The sequence below is a fragment of the Streptomyces arenae genome, assembly GCF_022343545.1.
Lineage (GTDB): Bacteria > Actinomycetota > Actinomycetes > Streptomycetales > Streptomycetaceae > Streptomyces > Streptomyces humi.
In genome coordinates this window covers 53533-74569 of the sequence record NZ_JAKQYH010000091.1, presented here as the reverse complement: position 1 = coordinate 74569, position 21037 = coordinate 53533, and the positions used below count along the sequence as shown (strand labels likewise).

The 21037-nt window shown below is 70.7% G+C and carries 18 protein-coding genes; all 18 read right to left on the bottom strand.

Annotated elements, in window-relative coordinates; translation table 11 throughout:
• Window positions 1–85: 85 nt before the first annotated feature.
• The 18 genes from MB828_RS44145 to MB828_RS44060 all read right to left on the bottom strand — a co-directional run bounded on the left by MB828_RS44145 (window position 86) and on the right by MB828_RS44060 (window position 21015).
• Window positions 86–1240 carry a right-handed parallel beta-helix repeat-containing protein gene (locus tag MB828_RS44145; RefSeq protein ID WP_301653084.1) on the bottom strand — a complete coding sequence of 385 codons (1155 nt, stop codon included), beginning with the start codon at window positions 1238–1240 and terminating at the stop codon, window positions 86–88.
• A 130-nt stretch (window positions 1241–1370) separates the two neighbouring features.
• The gene (locus MB828_RS44140; RefSeq protein WP_301653083.1) at window positions 1371–2168 is read right to left on the bottom strand and encodes an HAD family acid phosphatase; all 798 of its coding nucleotides are present in this window, start codon (window positions 2166–2168) and stop codon (window positions 1371–1373) included.
• A 99-nt stretch (window positions 2169–2267) separates the two neighbouring features.
• On the bottom strand, window positions 2268–3380 hold the full coding sequence (locus MB828_RS44135; RefSeq protein WP_301653082.1) for a right-handed parallel beta-helix repeat-containing protein: 1113 nt from the start codon (window positions 3378–3380) through the stop codon (window positions 2268–2270).
• Window positions 3381–3402: 22 nt separating this feature from the next.
• On the bottom strand, window positions 3403–4398 hold the full coding sequence (locus tag MB828_RS44130) for a pectinesterase family protein (RefSeq protein ID WP_301653109.1): 996 nt from the start codon (window positions 4396–4398) through the stop codon (window positions 3403–3405).
• 46 nt (window positions 4399–4444) lie between these two features.
• Window positions 4445–5560: a pectinesterase family protein gene (locus tag MB828_RS44125; protein ID WP_301653081.1), complete on the bottom strand. Its 1116-nt coding sequence runs from the start codon at window positions 5558–5560 to the stop codon at window positions 4445–4447.
• A gap of 102 nt (window positions 5561–5662) precedes the next feature.
• Entirely contained in the window at window positions 5663–6979 is a 1317-nt protein-coding gene (locus MB828_RS44120; protein WP_301653080.1) for a pectate lyase family protein, read from the bottom strand.
• 17 nt (window positions 6980–6996) lie between these two features.
• Window positions 6997–7770 (bottom strand): rhamnogalacturonan acetylesterase, encoded by a 774-nt coding sequence (locus MB828_RS44115; RefSeq protein ID WP_301653079.1) that lies wholly within the window; start codon window positions 7768–7770, stop codon window positions 6997–6999.
• Window positions 7771–7864: 94 nt separating this feature from the next.
• Window positions 7865–9199, bottom strand: coding sequence for an ABC transporter substrate-binding protein (locus MB828_RS44110; RefSeq protein ID WP_301653078.1), 1335 nt, complete (start codon window positions 9197–9199; stop codon window positions 7865–7867).
• A gap of 129 nt (window positions 9200–9328) precedes the next feature.
• Window positions 9329–10834 (bottom strand): glycoside hydrolase family 43 protein, encoded by a 1506-nt coding sequence (locus MB828_RS44105; protein WP_301653077.1) that lies wholly within the window; start codon window positions 10832–10834, stop codon window positions 9329–9331.
• A complete protein-coding gene (locus MB828_RS44100) occupies window positions 10831–11673 on the bottom strand; it encodes a PmoA family protein (protein ID WP_301653076.1) in 843 nt (280 codons plus the stop codon). The genes MB828_RS44105 and MB828_RS44100 overlap by 4 nt, the downstream gene beginning before the upstream one ends.
• Window positions 11670–12854, bottom strand: coding sequence for a Gfo/Idh/MocA family protein (locus MB828_RS44095; protein WP_301653075.1), 1185 nt, complete (start codon window positions 12852–12854; stop codon window positions 11670–11672). Before MB828_RS44095 ends, MB828_RS44100 begins: the two co-directional genes overlap by 4 nt.
• Before the next feature lie 70 nt (window positions 12855–12924).
• Window positions 12925–13809 (bottom strand): carbohydrate ABC transporter permease, encoded by an 885-nt coding sequence (locus MB828_RS44090; protein ID WP_301653074.1) that lies wholly within the window; start codon window positions 13807–13809, stop codon window positions 12925–12927.
• Window positions 13806–14741, bottom strand: coding sequence for a carbohydrate ABC transporter permease (locus MB828_RS44085; RefSeq protein WP_133026968.1), 936 nt, complete (start codon window positions 14739–14741; stop codon window positions 13806–13808). The genes MB828_RS44090 and MB828_RS44085 overlap by 4 nt, the downstream gene beginning before the upstream one ends.
• Window positions 14742–14835: 94 nt before the next feature.
• Window positions 14836–16581, bottom strand: a complete 1746-nt coding sequence (gene araD, locus MB828_RS44080; RefSeq protein WP_301653073.1) for an L-arabinonate dehydratase — start codon at window positions 16579–16581, stop codon at window positions 14836–14838.
• Window positions 16578–17489, bottom strand: coding sequence for a dihydrodipicolinate synthase family protein (locus tag MB828_RS44075; protein WP_301653072.1), 912 nt, complete (start codon window positions 17487–17489; stop codon window positions 16578–16580). Before MB828_RS44075 ends, araD begins: the two co-directional genes overlap by 4 nt.
• Window positions 17486–18142 (bottom strand): GntR family transcriptional regulator, encoded by a 657-nt coding sequence (locus MB828_RS44070; RefSeq protein ID WP_301653071.1) that lies wholly within the window; start codon window positions 18140–18142, stop codon window positions 17486–17488. Before MB828_RS44070 ends, MB828_RS44075 begins: the two co-directional genes overlap by 4 nt.
• Window positions 18143–18321: 179 nt before the next feature.
• The gene (locus MB828_RS44065) at window positions 18322–20628 is read right to left on the bottom strand and encodes a caspase family protein (RefSeq protein ID WP_301653070.1); all 2307 of its coding nucleotides are present in this window, start codon (window positions 20626–20628) and stop codon (window positions 18322–18324) included.
• A 15-nt stretch (window positions 20629–20643) separates the two neighbouring features.
• Entirely contained in the window at window positions 20644–21015 is a 372-nt protein-coding gene (locus MB828_RS44060) for an effector-associated constant component EACC1 (RefSeq protein ID WP_301653069.1), read from the bottom strand.
• Window positions 21016–21037: the final 22 nt, after the last annotated feature.

Sequence of the window (21037 nt, the reverse complement as noted above, 5' to 3'; positions counted from 1 at the left end):
GAACGGCCGGCCGTGCACGGTTCCCCGCGCCCCGAGAAGAAGCGGCAGGGGCGCGGGGAACCGTGCGTCCGGGTCCGGACCGGCCTCAGTTCATGGTCGCGCCGATGGTGCCGGACCCCGTGGTCAGGAAGGTCGTGACGGGCAGCGAACCGCCGGCGCCGCGGGCCCCGTACGCGGTCGTCGCGTCCGTCGACCTGAACGCCGGCGTGGCCACCCCGCCGTCCCAGTTGTTGGCGGCGGAGACGGTGCGGGAGCCGAGCGTGCGAAGGCCGCCCCCGTTGCCGACGGACAGGTTCCGGGCCAGTCGCGACCTGCTCGTCCCGAAGAAGAACCCGGACTCCCCGTTGGCGTACGCCGTGTTGCGGTTCAGCACGATCGCCCCGGTGTTGGAGTTCTCGGTGAACCCGTTCAGGGTGTTGTCCCAGGACGCGTCGTCGTTGACGACGTGCGCGACGGCGACACCGCCGCCGCCGAGCTTGAAGCCGTTGCCGTTGCCCTCGAACGCGGAGTCGCCCCAGCGGTTCCTGCCGTTGCCGAAGGCCCAGCTGTGCTCCACGGTGACCGGGGACGAGAACTGCCAGAGGTCGAGGCCGTCGTCCGAGTTGTCGTAGAGGCGCGCGCCGGTCACCTTGTTGCCCGTGCCCGAGCCGAACTTGACGGCGATGCCGTCGGCGTTCTGGCCGTGCCCGGCCTTGTCGTAGTTGCCGTGGCTGTCCAGGTTCTGCACGAGGTTGTCCACCGTGTTGTCGCCGCGCAGCGTGAACCCGGAGTCGCCGTTGTCCGCGGTCACGAGGTTCCTGAAGACGCCGCCGGTGGACGAGGTGGCGACGAAGCCCTGGGCCGGGGAGTTCTGGAAGGTGAGGTTCTGTACGGTCCAGTAGCTGCCGTAGATCCCGGTGAGCCAGGACCCGGCGGGCAGCTCGGAGCCGTCGATCCTCACCTTCTCGGCGCCGTGTGCCTCAAGGGTGATACGGGCGGAACTCGTGCCGCTGACCGTCGACTTGAGGGTGGCGGTCGGGTAGTACGTGCCCCCGCGCACCTGGATGACGGTGCCGGCGCCGGCGTGCGCGACGGCCGCCTCCAGTTGTGCGGTGGTGGAGACGGTGACCGTGCTGGTGGCGGCCTGGGCACCGCCGTTCGACAGGCCGAGGTAGACGCCTCCCGCCCCCGCGGCGACGGCCACCGCCGCGGCGATCGAGAGGGTACGCGTCCTGCGGTGGCGTCCGGTGCTGAAGCGCACGGGCCGTTCCTTTCCTTGACGTCCATGGCGACGTGCCGACGAGGGGAGCGAAACGGGCCGGAGGGGCCGCCCCGGCCCGTTTCTGCCTCCCAGTCGCCGCCATGGCCGGAAAGGGTTGCCGCCGACCTGGTTACGACACGAAGTACGTCGGGTTCGGCAGCTTGTACGTGCGGTCCGCGTAGCCGCCGTCCAGGTCCGAGTACTGGTCGCCGAGGTTGGCGACGATGTCGTACCCGAGGTCCTGCTCGATGTGCTTGCGGGTGCCGGACTTGTACTGCACGGTGGTGCAGTTCCAGGTGCCCGGGGTGGCGCAGGCGCTGAGGTAGGACGGCGGGTTGGCCTTGTCCTTGAGGAACATGTGCGCGGCGTCGAGGTTGACGTCGGCGCCGATCTTCTTCAGGTTCTCGACGGCGGCGGTGCGCTGCGCCTCGCTGAGACCGGAGTTGTAGAAGACCTCGACGCCCTTGCTCTCGGCGTACCGGACCAGCTCGGCACTGCCGAAGACGCCCGGCCGGTCGGCCTTGTTGACGTAGTCGGCCCAGGTGGTGCCGTTGTACGTGTAGTTGTAGCGCTTCTCGTAGTCGAGGCTGAGCAGCAGCGTGTCGTCGATGTCGAAGACCACCGCGGGCTTCTCGCCGTGGCGGTGCGCCTTGCGCGCCGCCTTGTCGATCTGGCGCTCCACGGCCGCGTCGATGCGCGCCAGGTCCTTGGCGTACGGGCTGTCCGGGGACGCCTGGTACACGCCGTTGGCGTCGGCGGTGGTGCCGTAGTAGGTGTCGATGTCCTTCACCAAGAGCCCGATGTTGTAGGGCTCGTGGGTGGAGTTCGCGGTCGACTGACCGGCGGTGGCGGCACCGGCTCCGTAGAGGGCGCCGCCGGCGACGGCGCAGGCGGCCGCGATCGCCGTGATCCGAAGTGACTTATGCATGACACGAGTTCTACGCGCGTCATCCGGGCGGGCGCGAGACCCGTTGCCCGATCGATATCTCATCGGCGGGCAAAAACCGGGTCAAGCGCCCTGGGCGGTTCAGTTCATCGTCGCGCCGATGGTCGTGCTGCCGGTGGTCAGGAAGGTCGTCGCGGGCAGCGAGCCGTCCGACTTGCGGGCGTTGTAGGTGGTCGACGCGTCCGTGGAGACGAAGGACGGGGTGCTGATGCCGCTGTCCCAGTTGTTCCCGGCCGACACCACCGACGAGCCCTTGGTGACCGAGCCGCTGCCGTTGCTCACCGCGAGGTTCTTGCCCAGGCGGGCCGCGCTGGTCGCGAAGTAGTAGCCCCACTGGGAGTTGGCGTAGGCGGTGGTGCGGTTGATCACGATCGCCCCGGTGTTGGAGTTCTCGGTGAAGCCGTTGCCGGCGTTGCCCCAGGCGGCCGAGTTGTTGACGACGTGGGCGACGGTGACGCCGTTGCCGCCCAGCTTGAAGCCGTTGCCGTTGCCCTCGAAGGCGGAGTCGCCCCAGCGGTTGACGCCGTTGCCGAAGGACCAGGTGTGCTCGATCGTGACCGGCGAGGAGAACGACCAGAGGTCGATCCCGTCGTCCGAGTTGTTGTAGAGCCGGGCGCCGGTGACGAGGTTGCCGGTGCCGGAGCCGAACTTGATGGCGACCCCGTCGGCGTTCTGCCCGTGGGTCGCGGCGTCGTAGTTGCCGTAGCTGTCCAGGTTCCTGACGGTGTTGTTCACGGTCCCGTCGCCGGTGAGCGTGAAGCCGGAGTCGCCGCCGTTGATGGTCTTGATGTTGGTCCAGTTGGTGCCGGTGCAGGACTGGCAGACCACCGCGCTGTCCGGGGAGTTCTGGAAGGTGATGTCGGAGACGTTCCAGTAGTCCGCGGTCAGCTTGAAGATCCAGTCGCCGGACGGCAGTGACGAGCCGTCGATCTTGACCGTCTCCGAGCCGTACGCGGTGAGCGTGACCGGCGCGGACGAGGTCCCGTCGACCGTGGACTGGAGGGTGGCCGTCGGGTAGTAGGTGCCGCCGCGGACCTGGATGACCTCGCCGGCGGTGGCGTTCTTGATGGCGCTGGTCAGGTCGGTGGAGTTGCTGACCACGACGGTCGCCGCGTGCGCCGGGGTGGCCATGACGGCGAGCCCGAGCGATGCCGTGGTCACGGCGAGTGCGGTGAAGGTGCTGAGTCGACGCATGACGTGCGGGTCCTTTCGTCGATCAGAGTGAGCGGGTCGGGTGTCCGAGGGGTTTCCAGTCGCCGAGGTAGGCCGCGGGGGTGTGCGACAGCGCCTCGGCGTCGGTGAGCTGGGGCCGGTTCGCGGGGACGGTGATCACCGCGCCGGGCCCGGTGTTGCGGTACTCCGCGAACCGCATGGACTGCCAGGGGTAGGCGTCCCGCATGTTCGTGTAGGGCGCGACGGGGTCGATCCCGGGGCCGATGAGACTGTCCCGCACGACCAGCGAGGGCCAGGCGGTGGTCTCGTACGTCGGCACCCAGGGCCGCGCCAGCTTGTACGCCCCGTCCTCCGCGCCGGAGGAGAACCGGCAGCGGACGGCGAGGAACCCGTACGGGTCCGCACGGGCGGTCGAGGGGGCGAACACCATGCCCTTGGGGGTGAAGGTGACGTCCCGTGGCAGGGTGCGGAAGTGGCAGTGCTCGTACACCGCCCGCGCGCGTCCGAAGACGAAGTCGACATCGCCCTCGATGTGACAGCGGTGGAAGAACTGCCGGTCGAAGGAGCCCAGTTCGGTGGTGTCGGCGAACAGGGTGTCCTGGTGGCCGAGCAGCCGGACGTTCTCGAAGTGCGTCCGGTCGCCCGTCAGGTACGCGGCGACGGCCTGGGTGCCGGTGATGTCGGGGTGGTCGGCGCGCAGCCAGTCGTTGGCGAGGGTGAGGTCGCGGACGACCAGCCCCGGCGCCGCCGAGGTGAAGGTGGCGGAGCCGGCGGTGCCGTAGGTTCCCGAACCGTCGGGCTTCTGCGTCCCGTTGGCGTTGTCGTGGACGATGACGGCGGCGCGCGGATCACGTTCGGCCCCGCGTATCGTCAACTCCACGGTTCCGGCGGGCACGTCGACGACCTCGCGGTACGTCCCCGGGTGCACGAGGACCGTCCAGCCGGGGCCCGGCACCGCGTCGACGGCCGCCTGGACGGAGTCACCGGGGCGGACGTGCAGGACACGGCGGTCGCGGGTGAAGCCGGTGGCCGCGCCCATGGCCAGCGCGGCACCGGCGGCGATGAGTGCGCGTCGGGTCGGCACGTCAGCACCCCCGCCACGGGGTCCAGTCACCGAGACAGGTCTCCCGGGTCGCCGACTCCGCCTGTTCCGCGCTGAGTTGGGGCCGGTTCTCAGGGACGGTGATCACAGCGCCCGGTCCCGAGTTGCGGTACTCCGCGAAGCGCTGGTCCTGCCAGGGGAAGCTCGCCGACATGTTCGTGTAGGGGGCGGCCGCGTCGATGCCGGGACCGAGGTGGGAGTCGCGGACGACGAGCGAGGGCCGGGCCGTGGTGTCGGAGCTGGGCACCCAGGGACGGGCCAGCTTGTAGGCGGCGTCGGGGGCCGCGCTGCTGACCCGGCTCCGGGACACCAGGTAGCCGTAGGGGTTGGCGGCCGCCGTCGAGGGCGCGAAGACGAACCCGTAGGGGGCGGCCGCCAGGTCGGTCCGGTCCAGGGTGCGGAAGTGGCAGTCCTCGTACACCGCCCGCGCCCGCCCGAAGACGAAGTCGACGTCCCCCTCGGCGTAGCAGTGCGCGAAGTACTGGCGGGCGATGACGCCGAGGGCCATAGAGTCGGCGTACAGGGTGTCCTGGTGCCCGAGGAAGCGGCAGTGGTGGAAGGCGGAGCGGTCGCCCTGCACCTTGAGGGCGACGGCCTGGGTGCCGCTGATGTCGGGGTGGTCGGCGCGCAGCCAGTCGTTGGCGAAGGTGATCCACCGGGCGGTGAAGCCGTCGGCCTGCACGGTGGTGGTGGCGGACCCGGTGGTGCCGTACGTTCCGCCGCCGGGCTTCGGGGTGCCGGCCGCGGTGTCGTGGACGATCACGACGTCCCGCGGGTTCTCGGTCGCGCCGATCCAGGTGGCCTCGGTGCGGGTGGTGTCGAGGGCGACCGTCTCCCGGTAGACGCCCGGGGCGAGGACCAGGGTCCGGCCGCTGCCGGTGGCGGCGGTCACGGCGGCCTGGACGGTGCTGAAGTCGCCGCGCCCGTAGGGGTCGACGTACAGGGTTTCCGGGGAGAGGCGGCGCTCCGGTGATCCGTACCGCCCGAAGGGGCGGCCGGTGGCGTGCGCGGGCACGGCGGTCAGGCCGAGAGCGGCGCCCGCCCCGGCGCTCGCGCGCAGGAAACCCCGTCTGGACAGGGGATGGAGGGGCGAGGACATGCGGGTGCTCCTTGGCGACGGAGAGGGGCGAAGAGGGGGCGTTACTTCCTTTGCCGTGGGGGGTGGCGGGCCGGGGCGCGAGGTGCCCCGGCCCCGGTGGTGTCAGCGCAGCCGGCCGGCGCCCGCGGCGCGGTCGACGATGCGCGGGACGGCCCGCGCCGGGTCGATCCTCGTGCGCAGGGTCGGGGTCCAGCCGGCTCCGGACTGGAGGATCTCGCCGGGTACCTCGGTGTTGTGGACGGCGATGAGGTCCGTCAGCTCGCCGTTGACGTAGTTGTCGTCGGCGGTGAGCGGCGCCTCCTTCCACTTCTTCAGGACCGATCCGGTGCCGACCCCGGCCGGGAGGGTGAACGCGTTGTGCTCGGCGACGAGTTGGGACTCCATGCCGATGCCGTAGCTATAGCCGTAGCCGTCCCCTGCGACGAAGTGGTTGTTGTAGGAGTCGACCTGCCCGAACCGCACCCGGGGCGCCCGCTCCACCAGGTGGGAGAACAGGTTGTGGTGGAAGGTGACCTTGAGATGCCCCCGGTCGACGGCCGCGGTGGACGCGCTGTCGCTGTTGCCGATGAGGATCGTCTTGTCGTGGTCCTCGAAGACGTTCCAGGAAGCGGTGACGTAGTCGGCGCCCTTGACGATGTCCAGCTCACCGTCGTGCTGTTCGTAGATCCGGCCGAAGTAGTACGGCAGCGTGCTGTCCGGGTGGTCGCCGTCGGTGAACGTGTCGTGGTCCATCCACACGTGCGTCGCCCCGTAGATCACCGCGCTGTCGTACTCGGAGTTCCAGTTGCCGTCGGCGGTGTCGGTCGGGTCCCACTGCGGGAAGCAGTCGAGGGGGCTCTCGAAGGCCAGGTTGCGGACGATGACGTTGTCGACGGACTTGATCTGGAGGCTGGCGCCCTTGAACCCGGCGTTCCTGCCGACGCCGATGACGGTGGTGTTGGCCGGGACGTAGGCCTTGATGTAGGCGTCCTGCTGGGCCTGGGAGGCGCGGCGCAGCCCCTCCGGGCTGTCGTCGGGCTCGTTGTCCAGGTTGGTGGAGTGCCCCCAGACCTCCGGTGAGTACGTGGCGAGGTAGGCGGCGAAGTCGTAGCCGGGCACGGCGAAGGAGTCGCAGCTCGGCCCGTCCGCGTCGATCGTCCCCACGACTCTGACGATCTTCGGTGCGCTGCCCCCGTCGGCGAGGGCGGCCTTGAACTCGTCCCAGGTGGTGACGGTGTAGACGTGCGCGGAGTCGGCGGCGGCCCCGCCGGTGGTCCCGGTCGTGGCCGAGCCCCAGCCGTCGTGCGCGGCCAGCACCTGCCGGTCGGGGGCGGTCCGGTGCGGGGCGGCGGCCTGGGCGGTCCCGGTCGCGGCGAGCACGAGAGCCGTGCAGCCGGCCAGCGCGCCAATGACGCGTCCATGACATATCTGTGTACGCACTGTGCGGTTCTCCTCGGCTATGCGGGTGGCCAGGTGATCCAGGAGGCCGGGATGGATTCGTGCAGCCGGATGACGTCGTGCCGCGCCAGCACCCGGGTACGCAGCAGCTCCCGCGCCGCGAGCCGGGCCACGGCGATGGCCCCCGGCGGATTGAAGTGCGTGTTGTCCTGCTCCGTGTCGGTCCAGTTGAAGTACGTCTTGGTCGCCTCGACGCCCAGTGCCTGCCACAGGGCCAGCGACAGCGCCTCGATGTCGAGCAGCGCCACGTGCTCCCGCGCGGCCAGCGCACGCATCGCCGCCGGATAGTCGCCGTGGGTCGGCACGGCGTTGCCGTCGGCGTCGAACCTCCTGCGCTCGACCGGGGTGGCGAGCACGGGCCGGGCACCGCGCGCCCGCGCTCCCTCGACGTACTTCAGCAGGTACTCCTGGTACGTCGTCCAGGGCTCGGTGTACCGGGCCGGATCGGCGCTCTTCTCGTCGTTGTGCGCGAACTGGACGAGCAGCAGATCGTGCGGACGGACGGTGGCGAGGATGGCGTCCAGCCGCCCTTCGTCGACGAAGCTCTTGGAACTCCGCCCGTTCACGGCCTGGTTGGAGACGGTGATGTCCTTCCGGAGGAAGAAGGGGAGTGCCATGCCCCATCCGGTTTCCGGAGCCTCGTCGGCGTATTTCTGGGCGGCGGTGGAATCACCGGCGATGTAGAGGGTTCGAGGGTTCCGCTCGGGGCTTCGGCCGACGAGAGGAACGGCGGCAAGGGCCGCGGATGTCACCTGTCTGCGCGTAAGGGACACGAGGGTGCACCTTTCAGCTTCCTAGGGGCGCGGGGAACTGCGCGACCAGCCACGACGGGCCGGCAGCCCCCCACAACCGAAACCACCCGAGCTCTCAGTGATGGGCCTTCCAGTCCGCCTGAGCCTTGTTCAACTGCGAAGCCAACGTGTCCAGGAACTCCTTCGCCGTCATCTTCCCGAGCAGCACCTTCTGGAAGTTCGGCTCGTTGTCGGCCTTGGAGATGGTGTTCCAGTCCGGCAAGTAGTAGGGAAGCTGCACGATCTTCGTCGAGGCCCCGTTCAGCGCCTCGGCCGCCAGCTTCGTCGGCTCCGACGCCCGCACCCACGAGTCCTGCGCCGCCTCGTTGTTCGCCGGCACCTGCCCCGCCGACTCGTTCCACTTGCTGTTGGCCTCGTGGGAGGCCGCGAACTCGATGAACTTCCAGGCGGCCGCCTTGTTCCTGCTCGACTTGAACAGCCCCAGGCCGTCCACGGGGTTGGAGACCTGGACCCGGGTCCCGTCGTCGAGGGTGGGGTTCGGGATCCCCTTGAACTTGCCGCTCAGCGCCTTCTCGTGGTCGGCGTAGGAACCGAGGTTGTGGCTGAGCATGCCGATCGTGCCGGAGTCCCACTGCGCGACCATCTTGGTGAAGTCGTTGTTGACGTCGGCGGACGGCGTGTCCTTCTTGTACAGCCCGACGTACTTCCCCAGCGCGGCCACGTTCTTCGGGTCGTTGACGGTGGTCCTGTCACCGTTCCAGAACGACGTGATCCCGCTCTGGCCGTACGTGGCGTCCAGCGCCTGCGCGATGGACCCCTCGCCACCCCGGATCGTGTACCCGAACCTGTTCTTCGCCGTGTCGGTGAGCTTGCCGGCGGCCGCGTAGAAGTTCGTCCACGTGGTCGGCGCCGCCAGCTTCGCCGCGGCGAACAGGTCGGTCCGGTACCAGAGCGTGCCGTTGTTCGCGGACGTCGGCACCGAGTACGTCTTCCCGTCGCCGCCCGCCGCCTCGACGCTCTCCAGGAACTTCTCGTTGAGCTTGCCGTTCAGCGAGCTCTTCGCGAGCCGGCTGTCCAGCGGCTCCAGCGCGCCCTGCGCGGCGACCTCCGCGAGCATCGCGGTGCCGACCCCGCCGACGTCGGGGAGGCCCCCGCCCTGGATGGCGGTGTCGTACTTGGACTGGACACTGGCGGCGGGCACACCGACGTACTTCACCTTGATGCCCGGGTTCTGCTTCTCGAAGTCGGCGATGATCTGCTTCCAGACGTCGGTGCGGACACCGCCGTTGTTGTCCCAGAACGTGATCGTGCCCTTGCCGGAGCCCTCGTCGCCCTTGTCCCCCGCACTGCCGCTGCCGTCGTCGCCGCAGGCGGTGGCGGTCAGCGCGAGCACGGAGCCCAGGGCGACGGCGACGGCCGCACGCCTGCTTCTGCGGATGCTGCTCTTCATTGGTCGGCTCTCTTCTTCGGGTCTCTTCTTCGGGATCCAGTGGAGATGCGCGGTACTGGGCGAGGTGCCCCGGTTCGGCAAGCGCTTGCTACGGAGGTGCGTCATTGCGGCTCCCAACAAGAACGACGACTACTGGGCGGTGATCCGGAACTGCGAGAAGGTGGCCGCCCCGGCGTGGCCCGGTCCTTCGGGCGCGGCGGCGAACAGGCCGAGCAGGGCGCCGACCCAGCGCCAGGGGGTGGCGGCGAACACCGGCCCCGAGGGCACGAAGCCCGCCCCCACGTCGTACGAGAAGCGGCAGCGCGCCGCCGCGCCGATCTCGATCCGCAGCCGGGCCCGCCCGTCGGGCGCGGGGCGGGCCGGGGCCGCGTCCCGTTCCCGGTCGGCGACGGCCTCGGCGAACCGGTGCACGAGCCGAGCCGCGCCGTCGGCGCCCCGCTCGAGCCCGATCCAGCCGAACGCGTCCCCCAGCACCGCGAGCCCGGCGCGCGTCCCCGGCCCGGCGCCGTCCAGCCGCAGGCCGACGTCGACCACGCACGGCTTCCCGGGCAGCCGCTGGGTCAGCACGTGCGGCAGCCGGCGCAGGTCGTGCGCATCCCCCGAGCGCACGCACGCCAGCCGCAGCCCGTCCCCCGAGTGCTGGGTGGCCCAGCCCTCCCCCGGGTTGGCCGTCCACTGCCACTGCCGGCCGAACCGCCCGCCGGGGAAGTCGTCGTCGGTGGCGGGCGCGGCGGGCGGCTGCGCCGGCAGCCCGGGCCTCGGGTGTTCGGCGACCGGCGCGCCCTCGTCCCCGAGCACCGGCCAGCCGTCGTCACCCCAGCGCATCGGCTGGAGGTGCACGACCCGGCCGTACGCGCCCCGCTGCTGGAAGTGCAGGAACCAGTCCTCGCCGCCCCGGGTCCGCACCCAGCCGCCCTGGTGCGGTCCGTTGACGTCGGTGTCCCGCTGCTCCAGGACGATCCGTTCCTGGTACGGCCCGAAGAACTCCCGGGAGCGCAGGGCCCCCTGCCAGCCGCTCGCCACTCCGCCGGCGGGCGCGAGGATCCAGAACCAGCCGTCGTGCCGGTAGAGCTTGGGGCCCTCCAGGGTGAACCAGCCCGGTATCCGGTCCCCGTCCACGATCACCTTGCCCGCGTCGAGCAGCGAGGTGCCGTCGGGGTGCATCCGGTGCCCGGTCAGCCGGTTCCTGATCCCCGACCGGGACTTCGCCCAGGCGTGCACGAGGTACGCCTCGCCGGTCGCGTCGTCCCAGAGCGGGCAGGGATCGATGAGCCCCCTGCCTTCCTTCACCAGGTGCGGACGGGTCCAAGGGCCCCTGATCTCCGGGGCGTTGATCTGGAAGATGCCCTGGTCGGGATCGCCCCAGAAGATCCAGAAGCGGTCGTCGTGATGGCGCAGCGAGGGGGCCCAGACCCCGCAGTCGTGGCGTGGCGAGGCGAACCGCGCCTCGGGTTCCAGGCGTTCGAGGGCATGCCCGACCAGGGTCCAGTTGACCAGGTCGCGGGAGTGCAGGAGCGGGAGGCCGGGGGCCCGGCCGAAGCTGGAGGCGGTGAGGTAGAAGTCGTCGCCGACGCGGACGGCGTCCGGGTCGGACCAGTCCGCGTCCAGGACGGGGTTGCGATAGGTCGTCGTCACCGGGTCACCGCCTTGCGGGCCAGCGTCGCGGCCTCGTCCCGGGTGAGGCGGCCGTCGGCGACGACGGTGACGATCCGGCGGACCACGGTCCCGCCGGCCGGGACCGGCAGCCGCTCGGTGCCCGCCAGCGAGGAGCCGACGCCCGGGTACTCGGCGGCGCGCACGAACCAGGGATCGCGGCGGGTGTCCTCGGTGGCGCCGGTGAAGACGAGGGTCCAGTCGGCGCCGGCCAGCGCGAGCCAGCCGGCGGTGCCGCCGTGCACGGCTTCCTCGCCCTCCCGGTCCGCCGTGAACACGTCCGGCGCCGAGGCCTCCTTGCGGGCCCGCCAGAAGTAGCCGCCGTAGGCCGCTCCGGGGCGGCCGTTGGTGGCGGGACTGCCGAGGGAGAGCGGGCCGTCGGTGACGTTGGTGAGGGAGAAGGTGAAGTCCAGCGCCCAGGCGGTGCCGGTGAGCGCGGTGGCGGCGACGGTACGGCGTTCACGGAGCAGGTCCGTGCCGGCGGCGGCCCAGCGGAGCTCCTCCACGAAGCCGTCGGGGTCGCGGAGCTGGAAGGCCACGTGGCGCTGGGTGCCGTGGTCGTCGAGTTCGGTCGGTCCCCGGTCCCGGACGTAGGTCCGCCCGCCCCAGAAGTTGTGCCCCTCGACGTCGGGAACGGCGACACCGACGCCGAGGTGGTGGAGGTGGTCGGCGGGGGTCAGCTCGGTGACCGTGGTGCCGGCCAGGGTGGTGACGGGGTGCAGGTAGGGGCGCGGGGAGAGCCGGGCCGGGAGGCCGGGGTGGGTCACGTAGCGGCCGACCGGCCGGCCGGCGGCCGTCAGCAGCAGGGCGGCGTCCGTCATGGGCTCACCTCTTTCGGCGGGGCCTCTTTCGGCGAGGCCTCTTCCAGCGAGCCCTCGCTCGGCGGAGCCCAGGGAGCGCTCAGCTCGGAGAAGAGAGCGAGGGTGTCGGCGCTCGCCGCGACCAGCGCGTCGATGCCGGGCACCACCCGGCGGTCCTCGCCGGGCAGGTGGCGCCAGGCGTCGGCGGGCAGCGCGGCCGGGTCGTCTGCCACCCGGATCGCCTCCACGACCTTCATGAAGGCACCCGTCGCGTCCGGCTCGACCAGCAGTGCGGCGCCGGTGGTGAGGTGGTCGGCGAGGTTCTCCAGCAGGTCCGTGCTGCCGTACTCGGTCTCCTCCGGGCCGCGGCCCGCCCGCTGGACGAGCACCCGGTCCAGCTTGTACCAGAAGGTGATCCGGCCGCGGTCGCCGTGCACCAGCACGTACGGGTCCCCGGGTTCCTCGGCGCAGAGCGTCGCGGCGACCGTGACCGGGCCGCGCGGGGTGGAGACGCGGACGCAGGAGGTGTCGTCGGACTCGATGTCGTTGGCGCGCAGCAGTTCGGTCTCGATGCCGGTGACGTCCTCGGCGCGGACGGTGCCGAGCAGGGCGAGTCCGGTGGCGACGGCGTGGGCGAGGGGGTTGGTGAGGACCCCGTCGACGACGTCCACGCCGTTCAGCCGCCGCTTGCCGGACCAGGGCGCGCGCCGGTAGTAGGACTCGGGCCGGGCCCAGGCGCCGGCCCCGCCGACCCCTCTCACCTCGCCGATCGCGCCTTCCTCGATCAGCTTCCGGATCGCGGGCACGGCGCCCGAGCCCAGCGACTGGAAGCCGATCTGGCAGGCCACGCCCGCCTTGGCGACCCCGTCCGCCATCCGCCGGAACTCGGCGTACGAGGGCGCCGGCGGCTTCTCCAGGAGCAGGTGGACGCCCCGCTCGGCCGCCGTCAGGGCCAGGTCGGTGTGGGTGGGGATGGGCGTGCAGACGACCGCGATCCGGGCGCCGGTGGAGTCGAGCAGCGCGCCGAAGTCGGCGGACTGCTCGGGCTCTCCGAGACCGTCCGGCAGTTCGTCGGGGCCCAGCGGGGTCAGCTCGCAGATGCCCGCCAGCCGGACGATCCCCTTGTCCTGGAGCCGGCGGATGTTCTCCAGGTGCCAGCGGCCGTGGCCGCGTGCTCCCGCCAGGACGATGTCGACGGTCATGGGTTCCTCCCTGCGTTGTCGATCTTTGCGAGCAGGGTAAGCGTTTGTCCCGAGGGGTCCGATAGGTGTCTCATCCCTTCACCGCCCCCGCGCTGAAGCCGGTGATCAGCCACTTCTGGATGAAGGCGAAGACGATCACGACCGGAACGGCGGCGATGATCCCGCCCGCGGCCAGCGCGCCCAGGTCCACGCTGTCCGCGCTCATCAGGGTGTTGAGGCCGACCGGGATGGTCTGCTTGCTCTGGTCGGACAGGAACATCAGGGCGAACAGGAAGTGGTTCCAGGCGTGCACGAAGGCGAACGAGCCGACCGCGACCAGGCCGGGCCGCAGCAGCGGCAGGACGACGATCCGGAAGGCGGTGAGCCGGTTGCAGCCGTCCACCCAGGCGGCCTCCTCCAAGGAGTACGGCACGTTCCGGATGAAGCCGCTGATCAGGATCATCGACAGCGGGAGCTGGAAGACGGTCTCGGCGACGACGACGCTGCCGAGCGAGTTGATCATCCGCAGGTTGGCGAAGATCTGGAAGAGCGGGACCAGGAGCAGCGCGCCCGGCACGAACTGGGAGCACAGCAGGGCGAGCAGGAAGCCGCGCTTGAGCCGGAAGTCGAAGCGGGCCAGGGCGTAGCCGCCGGCCAGCGCCACGACGGTGGTCAGCACCAGGGTCGCGACGCCGACGTAGACGCTGTTGGTGAAGTACGTGCCGAAGCTGCGCTCGGTCCACACCTTCTGGAAGTGGTCGAAGGTGACCGGCCAGGGCACGAGGGAGGTGGATCCGGCCGGGCGGACGGCGAAGAGCAGGATCCAGTAGAACGGGACCAGGGTGAAGAGGAGGTAGATCCCGAGGGGGAGGTAGATCCCCCAGCGGGGCACCTCGTCCCAGGCGCGCCGCCGCTTCCCGGGCCGGGCGGGTCCGGTCACCACGGGCCGCGTGGCCGGTGCGATCTCGGTGATCACTTCGCCTCGCCTCCGAACTTGCTCAGCCGCAGGTAGACGACCGAGCAGAAGAGCAGGATCACGAACGCCACCGTGGTCAGGGCCGAGGCGTAGCCGAAGTTGTGGGCGTCGACGCTGGTGTTGGCGATGTACAGGGGAAGGGTGGTGGTCTCCCCTGCCGGGCCGCCGCCCGTCAGGGTGTAGAGCAGGTCCACGTTGTTGAACTCCCACACCGCGCGCAGCAGCGTGGACAGCACGATGGCGTCCTTGAGGTGCGGCAGGGTGATGTGCCAGAACTGCTTGAGCCGGCTCGCCCCGTCGACCTCGGCGGCCTCGTACAGGTCCTTCGAGACGGACTGGAGGTCGGCGAGGATGAGGATCGCGAAGAAGGGGACACCGCGCCAGAGGTCGGCGACCACCGCCGCCGGGAAGACGGTCGAGGTGTCCGACAACCAGCTGGTGCCGTACGACCCGATGCCCGCGTCGGCGAGGTAACGCGTGATGCCGGTCTGGGAGTTGTAGAGCAGCACCCAGATGGCGGAGGTCAGCACCCCGGAGACGGCCCACGGCGAGAAGACCAGTGCCCGGCCCAGCGCCCGGCCCACGAACGTCTGGTTGACGATCAGGGCGAGGGCCAGCCCGAACAGCAGCTGCAGTCCGACCTCGACCACGACCCACTGGGCACTGAAGGTCAGCGTGTCCCAGAACTGGGGGTCGTGGGCGAAGGCCTGGGTGAAGTTGCCGAGGCCCGCGAAGCCGTTCCGCCAGGGCTTGGTCGGGTTGTAGTTCTGCAGGCTGTAGTAGAAGACGCTGAGCACCGGGTAGGCGATGAACCCCAGCATCAGCAGGGCCGCCGGGGCGATCAGCAGGTACGGCAGCCTGCGCGGCGTCGCGGAGGCACGGCGCCGCCGGGGTGGCGCGGGCGGGTTCGCCACGGCTGCGGCTTGGGCCACGACTGTTCTCCGTTCGCATCGGTTACAGCGGGTGCGGGAAGCGCTTGCTTGATACACGTGGTTGAAGCGCTTCGACGATTGTCGTGCGGCAGGGCTAGCCCGCGTACGGGTCCGGGACTTCTCCGGGCCGGGCCAGGAACTCGAAGTCGCAGCCGGTGTCGGCCTGGGTGATCTGCTGGTCGTAGAGCGCGCCGTACCCGCGCTCGTACCGCACGGGCGGCGGTGTCCACTCGGCCCGGCGCCTGGCCAGCTCCGCCTCGTCCACGTCGAGCCGCAGGGTGCGCGCCTCGACGTCGAGGGTGATCGGGTCCCCGCTGCGGACGAGCGCGAGGGGGCCGCCGACGTACGACTCGGGCGCGATGTGCAGCACGCAGGCGCCGTAACTGGTGCCGCTCATACGGGCGTCGGAGATCCGGACCATGTCCCGTACGCCCTGCTTGAGGAGGTGGCCGGGGATGGGCAGCATGCCGTACTCGGGCATGCCCGGACCTCCCCTCGGCCCCGAGTTGCGCAGGACGAGCACGCTGTCGGCGGTGATGCCGAGGTCCGGGTCGTCGATGGTGCGCTGCATGGTCCGGTAGTCGTCGAAGACGACGGCCGTCCCGGTGTGCCTGAGCAGGTGCGGCTCGGCGGCGATGTGCTTGATGACCGCGCCGTCCGGGCAGAGGTTGCCGCGCAGCACGGCTACCCCGCCCTCGGCGGCCACCGGGTTGTCACGGGGGCGGATGACGTCGTCGTCGTGGACCCGGGCGCCGGCGAGCTGCTCGCGGTAGCTGTCGTACGACACCGTCGGCCGGTCGAGGTGGAGCAGATCGGGGATCCGGGAGAGGAAGCCGGGCAGGCCGCCCGCGAAGTGGAAGTCCTCCATCAGGTACTTCCGTCCGCCGGGCCGGACGTTGGCGAGGACGGGCACGGTGCGGGCGATGCGGTCGAAGTCGTCGAGGGTGAGCCGCACCCCGGCCCGGCCGGCCATGGCGATGAGGTGGATGACGGCGTTGGTGGAGCCGCCGAGGCCGAGCACGGTGGTGACGGCGTCCTCGAAGGCGTCGGCGGTGAGGAGCTGGGAGAGCCTGCGGTCCCTGTGGACGAGTTCGACGGCCCGCATCCCCGACGCGGCGGCCATCCGGTCGTGCCCGGAGTCGACGGCCGGGATGCTGGAGGCGCCCGGCACGGTCACGCCGAGGGCCTCGGCGGCGGCGGTGAGCGTGGACGCCGTGCCCATGGTCATGCAGTGGCCGGGGGACCGGGCCAGCCCGCTCTCCAGCTCGGTCAGCTCGCAGTCGCCGATCAGTCCGGCGCGCCTGTCGTCCCAGTACTTCCACATGTCGGTGCCGGAGCCGAGTACCTCACCCCGCCAGTGGCCGGGGAGCATGGGCCCGGCGGGCACGAAGACGGTGGGCAGGTCGACGGAGGCGGCGCCCATGAGCAGCGCCGGGGTGGACTTGTCGCAGCCGCCCATGAGCACCGCGCCGTCCACCGGGTACGACCGCAGCAGTTCCTCGGTCTCCATGGACAGGAGGTTGCGGTAGAGCATCGGGGTCGGCTTCTGGAACGTCTCGGAGAGGGTGGCGACCGGGAACTCCAGGGGGAAGCCGCCGGCCTGCCAGACGCCCCGCTTGACGGCCTGCGCCCGGTCACGGAGGTGCACATGACAGGGGTTGATGTCCGACCAGGTGTTGAGGATCGCGATGACCGGCTTGCCGAGGTGTTCCTCGGGGAGGTAGCCGAGCTGGCGGGTGCGGGCACGGTGACTGAAGGAACGCAGGCCCTCGGTGCCGTACCACTGGTGGCTCCGCAGCTCCTCGGGCTGCTTGCGCGGGACGTTCTCACTGCGGTTCACAGGGACCATCCGGTGGCTATGGCGGCGACCTCGGCACGCGCTTCCTCGGGCAGCTGCCTGCTGGGCGGGCGGACGTCGCGGCGGCACAGGCCGAGCGCGGCCAGGGCCTCCTTGACGACGGTGACGTTGTCGGCGGAGCCGCCCGCGGCGCGCAACTCCTCGAAGCGGCGGATCTGCTCCCAGACCTTCATGGCGGCCGGGTAGTCGCCGGATCGAAGCGCTTCGATCATGTTCAGCGAAACGGCCGGGGCGACGTTCACGAGGCCGGAGGTGAAGCCGGTGGCGCCGGCCGAGAAGTAGGAGGGGGCGTACGGTTCCGCGAGCCCCGCCACCCACACGAACCGGTCGAGCCCCGCGTCCCGGGCGAAGGCGGCGAACTTCGCGGCGTCCGGAACCGCGTACTTGACGCCGATCACGTTCGGGCAGGCGTCGGCGAGTTCGGCCAGACGGGCGCCGGGGAGCTGGGCGTTGCGGACGTACGGGACGACGCCCAGCTCGGGGACGGCCGCGGCGATGGCCCGGTGGTAGTCCACCCAGCCGGCCTGGGAGACGTAGGGGTGGACGGGCTGGTGGACCATCACCATCCGGGCGCCGCGCTCCCGGGCGTGCCGGGCGGAGGCGACGGCGGTGGGGATGTCGTGGCCGACACCGACGAGGACCACGGCCCGTTCCCCGGCCTCGTCGAGCGTCAACTCGGTGACCAGCCGCCGCTCTTCGGGGGTCAGGGCGTAGAACTCGCCGGTGTTCCCGTTCGGGGTGAGGGTGCGGATCCCGCCGTCGAGGAGCCTGCGCAGCAGGGCCCGGTGGGCGTCCTGGTCGACGCCGCCGTCCTCGGCGAACGGTGTCACCGGGATGGCCACGACGTCGGCCAGGGCCGCCCGTTGGGTCTCGAACGCCACGCTGCTCATTCCTGGCCTTCCTGGTCGGCTGCCCGGGGGAACGCCCGGTCGACGAAGGACGCGATGTGGGAGTGCAGCGCACGGGCCGCGCCGTCGGCGTCGCCCGCCAGCGCCAGCCGGAGGATCTCGCGGTGCTCGCCGGCCTCCTGTTCCCAGGAGGGGGAGGCGGCCCAGGCGACGGCGGAGACGAGGGCGGCCTGGTCGCGGACCTCGTCGAGCATCCGGCCGAGCAGCGGGTTGCCGCACGGCAGGTAGAGGGCGCGGTGGAAGTCCCGGTTGGCGAGGGAGCGTTCGGCGGTGTCCGTGGCGTCGGCGGCGCGGGTGAGGGCGTCGCGGGCGGCGTCCAGGGAGGCGCCCCGGCGGACGGCCCGCTTCAGGGCCTCGGGTTCGAGGAGCAGCCGTACGTCGTAGACCTCACGCGCCATGTCCGCGTCCACCATGCGCACCGTGACGCCCTTGTACTGGCTCATCACGACCAGCCCGGTCCCCGCGAGGGTCTTGAGCGCCTCCCGCACGGGGGTCTTGGACACCCCGAACTGCGCGGCGAGCTCGGTCTCCACCAGGGCCTGACCTGGCGTCAGCACGCCGGTGAGGATGCGGTGTTTGATCGCGTCCAGCACGTACTGCGTACGGGACGGGATCGGCACGGGCACAGAGGTCATGCGCACCTCTCGGGGTCACGAACCGGGCCGCCACGACCAGGTCTGACGTATCTGATCTCGCGTATCGCGTCTCATATATGACGTACGAAGTACGACGCGGACGAAGGTAGGAGGCCAGCCGTGTTTCGTCAATGCTTCTGACAGAGGTGACGCGGGTGGGGCGCGACCGGGACGTCGGCCTACCTGTCCGCGCTGCCGCCGCGCAGCGCCTTGAACACGAGGTCGCCGGGGGAAGAGGTCTCCACGACGATCCGGTGCCGTCCGTCCTCCATGGTGGTGCGTTGGTCCCGCGCCCGTGCCGTGGACCCGATGACGATGACGGTCCTGAACCGGCCGAGCGACAGCGGGCGACCCTCGACCACGGACAGGTGACCCAGGACGCGCGCCAGGAGCCTGAACAGCACCGCCTCCAGCACCTCACGGGCACCCCGCCCGGGTCGGTCCGTGTCCGCCACGGCGGCGGGGACGGGCGACTTCGGGCCGGGATCCCCGGCTGGGTCAGCGCCGACGTCCTCGGCGTGGGCGGGCAGATGATCGCGCAGGTAGGGGTCGGCAGGGTGGTCCTGCGCTTCTTGGTGGCGTTCTTGGAACTCCTTCAGAAGCGCTTCGAGGATGTCCTCGCGGGCGTGTGCCGGTGCGGTGCCGCGGAGTTCCTCGGCGAACGTCTCGTGGTAGAGGCGGTAGACGGTGCGCCCGGCGGAGTCGAGAGCTTCCACCAGGAAAGGGCCGGCCACGTCGAGCAGCCGCCGGATGTCCTCGCTGTGCAGCGGTTCGCCGTCGTTGAAGACCTTCGCCATCACCTTGGGCCACAGCCGCCCGCCCCAGGGGAGTCCCGCTCCGTGGGCGAAGGCCAGTCCGCTGAGGAGCGCCGACATGGTCCTGAACTCGGCGTCGTCACGGCACCGCGCTCGCAGTGCCGCGCGGAAGGCCGGCCCGATCGTCGGTGTGCCGGCGTCGCCCGCCGCGTGTTCTTCGGGCTGCTGGGCCAGCAGGCGGATCAGGAGGCGGTTCCCGCGGGCGCGGGCCACGACTTCGGCCGCCCGTGGGGAAACCCCGGCGGGTGAGCGGGTCGTGGCCGTTACCGGCCCGTCCGAGCCGAGCAGCATCCGGCAGGCGTAGGCGTGCAGTTCGGCTTCGCTGTCCCAGCGGGGGTCGTCCAGGTCGAGGCGCTCGGCCGGGCGCGGTACGCCGAGGAGTGTGGCGGGGACCGCCGTGATGACGCGCATGGCGGGTATCGCGGCCAGGTCCCGGAGGACCGCGGCGATTTCTCCAGGGCGTTCGGAACCCTCCCTCTCGGGCGCCTCCCCCACGGCATCGACCAGGAGCACGAAGGGGCGACGACGTTGGCGCAGGAACTTCCTGAGGACGCCGTAGGGCGTGTCGGGGGTGACGCCCTCGGCCACGGCGACCTCACGAACGAGGTCGTCCGCGGATCTGTCACGAGCGTCGACGAGGGCGACCGTCAGAGGTGGCAGCGCGCCAGGCGCACCGGTCTCCGCCGCCAGCAGCCTCCGGAATTCCGCCAGCAACGCGGATTTACCTGTTCCCGGCGCTCCGGACACGGCGAACGGGCGGCTCGTGTCCACGGTGTCGAACACCCAGGCCCCGAGCCGTGCGAGAGCCTCGGTGCGGCCGGTGAAACGACCCGCTGCCGCCGCCCGCTTCTCCTCCGGGGGCAGCGTGCTGCCGGCCCAGTTCCTCAGTTCCGCGACACTGGTTCCTTCGGGGGGAGCGTCCGGGTCGTAGCGAGGGTTGGGAAGGAACGGCGGATCATCACTGTCCGTCATCAAGGTGGCGAGAGTGGCGTCCTGCTGGTCGTGACCCAGTTCCCTGAGTTTCTCGCTCACGACTTCGACGACCGTCTCCAGGAGCAGCTTCCGTGAGCGTATGCCGCCGCACTCACCACTTCTGATCGCGGCTTCCAGCGCGGTACGGAAGGCGGAGTCCCCGGCAACCTGATATCGCCGGGCCGCCGAGATGACCGAGAAGGAGACCATCCGTGCGCTGAACGCGTCGTTCTGCCTGCCCATGCCGACGGCCACCTGGTGGGCGACCTGGCGTATGGCATCGGCTGCGCCGCCGGCCGCTTGGCATGTGTCGACGATGAGCAGCAGCCGCCGTGCGTTGCGCTCGGTGAAGATCCGCACCAGGTCCTCGGTGGGCAGGGCCGTCGAGGTGGGCTTCGCGCGATCGCTGTCCGGACACATGAGGTAATGGCGGTCACGGATGTGTTCTCCGTGGCCGGTGTAGTAGACCACGAGGGTGTCGTCCACCGTGAACGGTTCGTCCTCCTGGGCCACCAGGTCGGTGCGCACCTCCCTTGCGGTTCTGTCGAGGAACGGGGTCGCGGGACGGCGGACGTAGCCGAGTTCACCCGTGAACAGTTCGGTCATGCGGGCGAGATCGTCCTCCACTCCCCCGAGTGGCCCGAGCCTCCCGTCGGCGTGATAATTCCCCGCACCCAGCGCATAGAAGAGCCGACGCACAGATCAGCCTTTCGTTCAGGAGCCGGCGGCGATACGTTCCAGTACCGCTTGGACGATCCTTTCCTGCTGTTCAGGGGTCGACCTGGTGAGTTTCATCTCGACGCCGTTCACGGAGATCTCCACGGCCCGGTCCGTACGCGCCAGCCAGCTGAAAAGAGATCTCAGCAGACCCACTGGCCCTTCGCTTTCCCCGAGCCGCACCAGCAGCGCGCCCGCCATCGCCATCGGCCCTTTCCCAGGGGCCGTACCGGGCTGCGCCTCTTCGAAGAGCAGATCGATCTCACCCTCGCAGGAATGACCGAGTTCCGCTTTGAGGTCGTCGGCAAGCTCGATCACGTCGCGGGAATCTTCACCGGACTCCTTCTCGATGAAGAGCTTCACGTCCACGGAAACCATCCCCAGCGCGGGC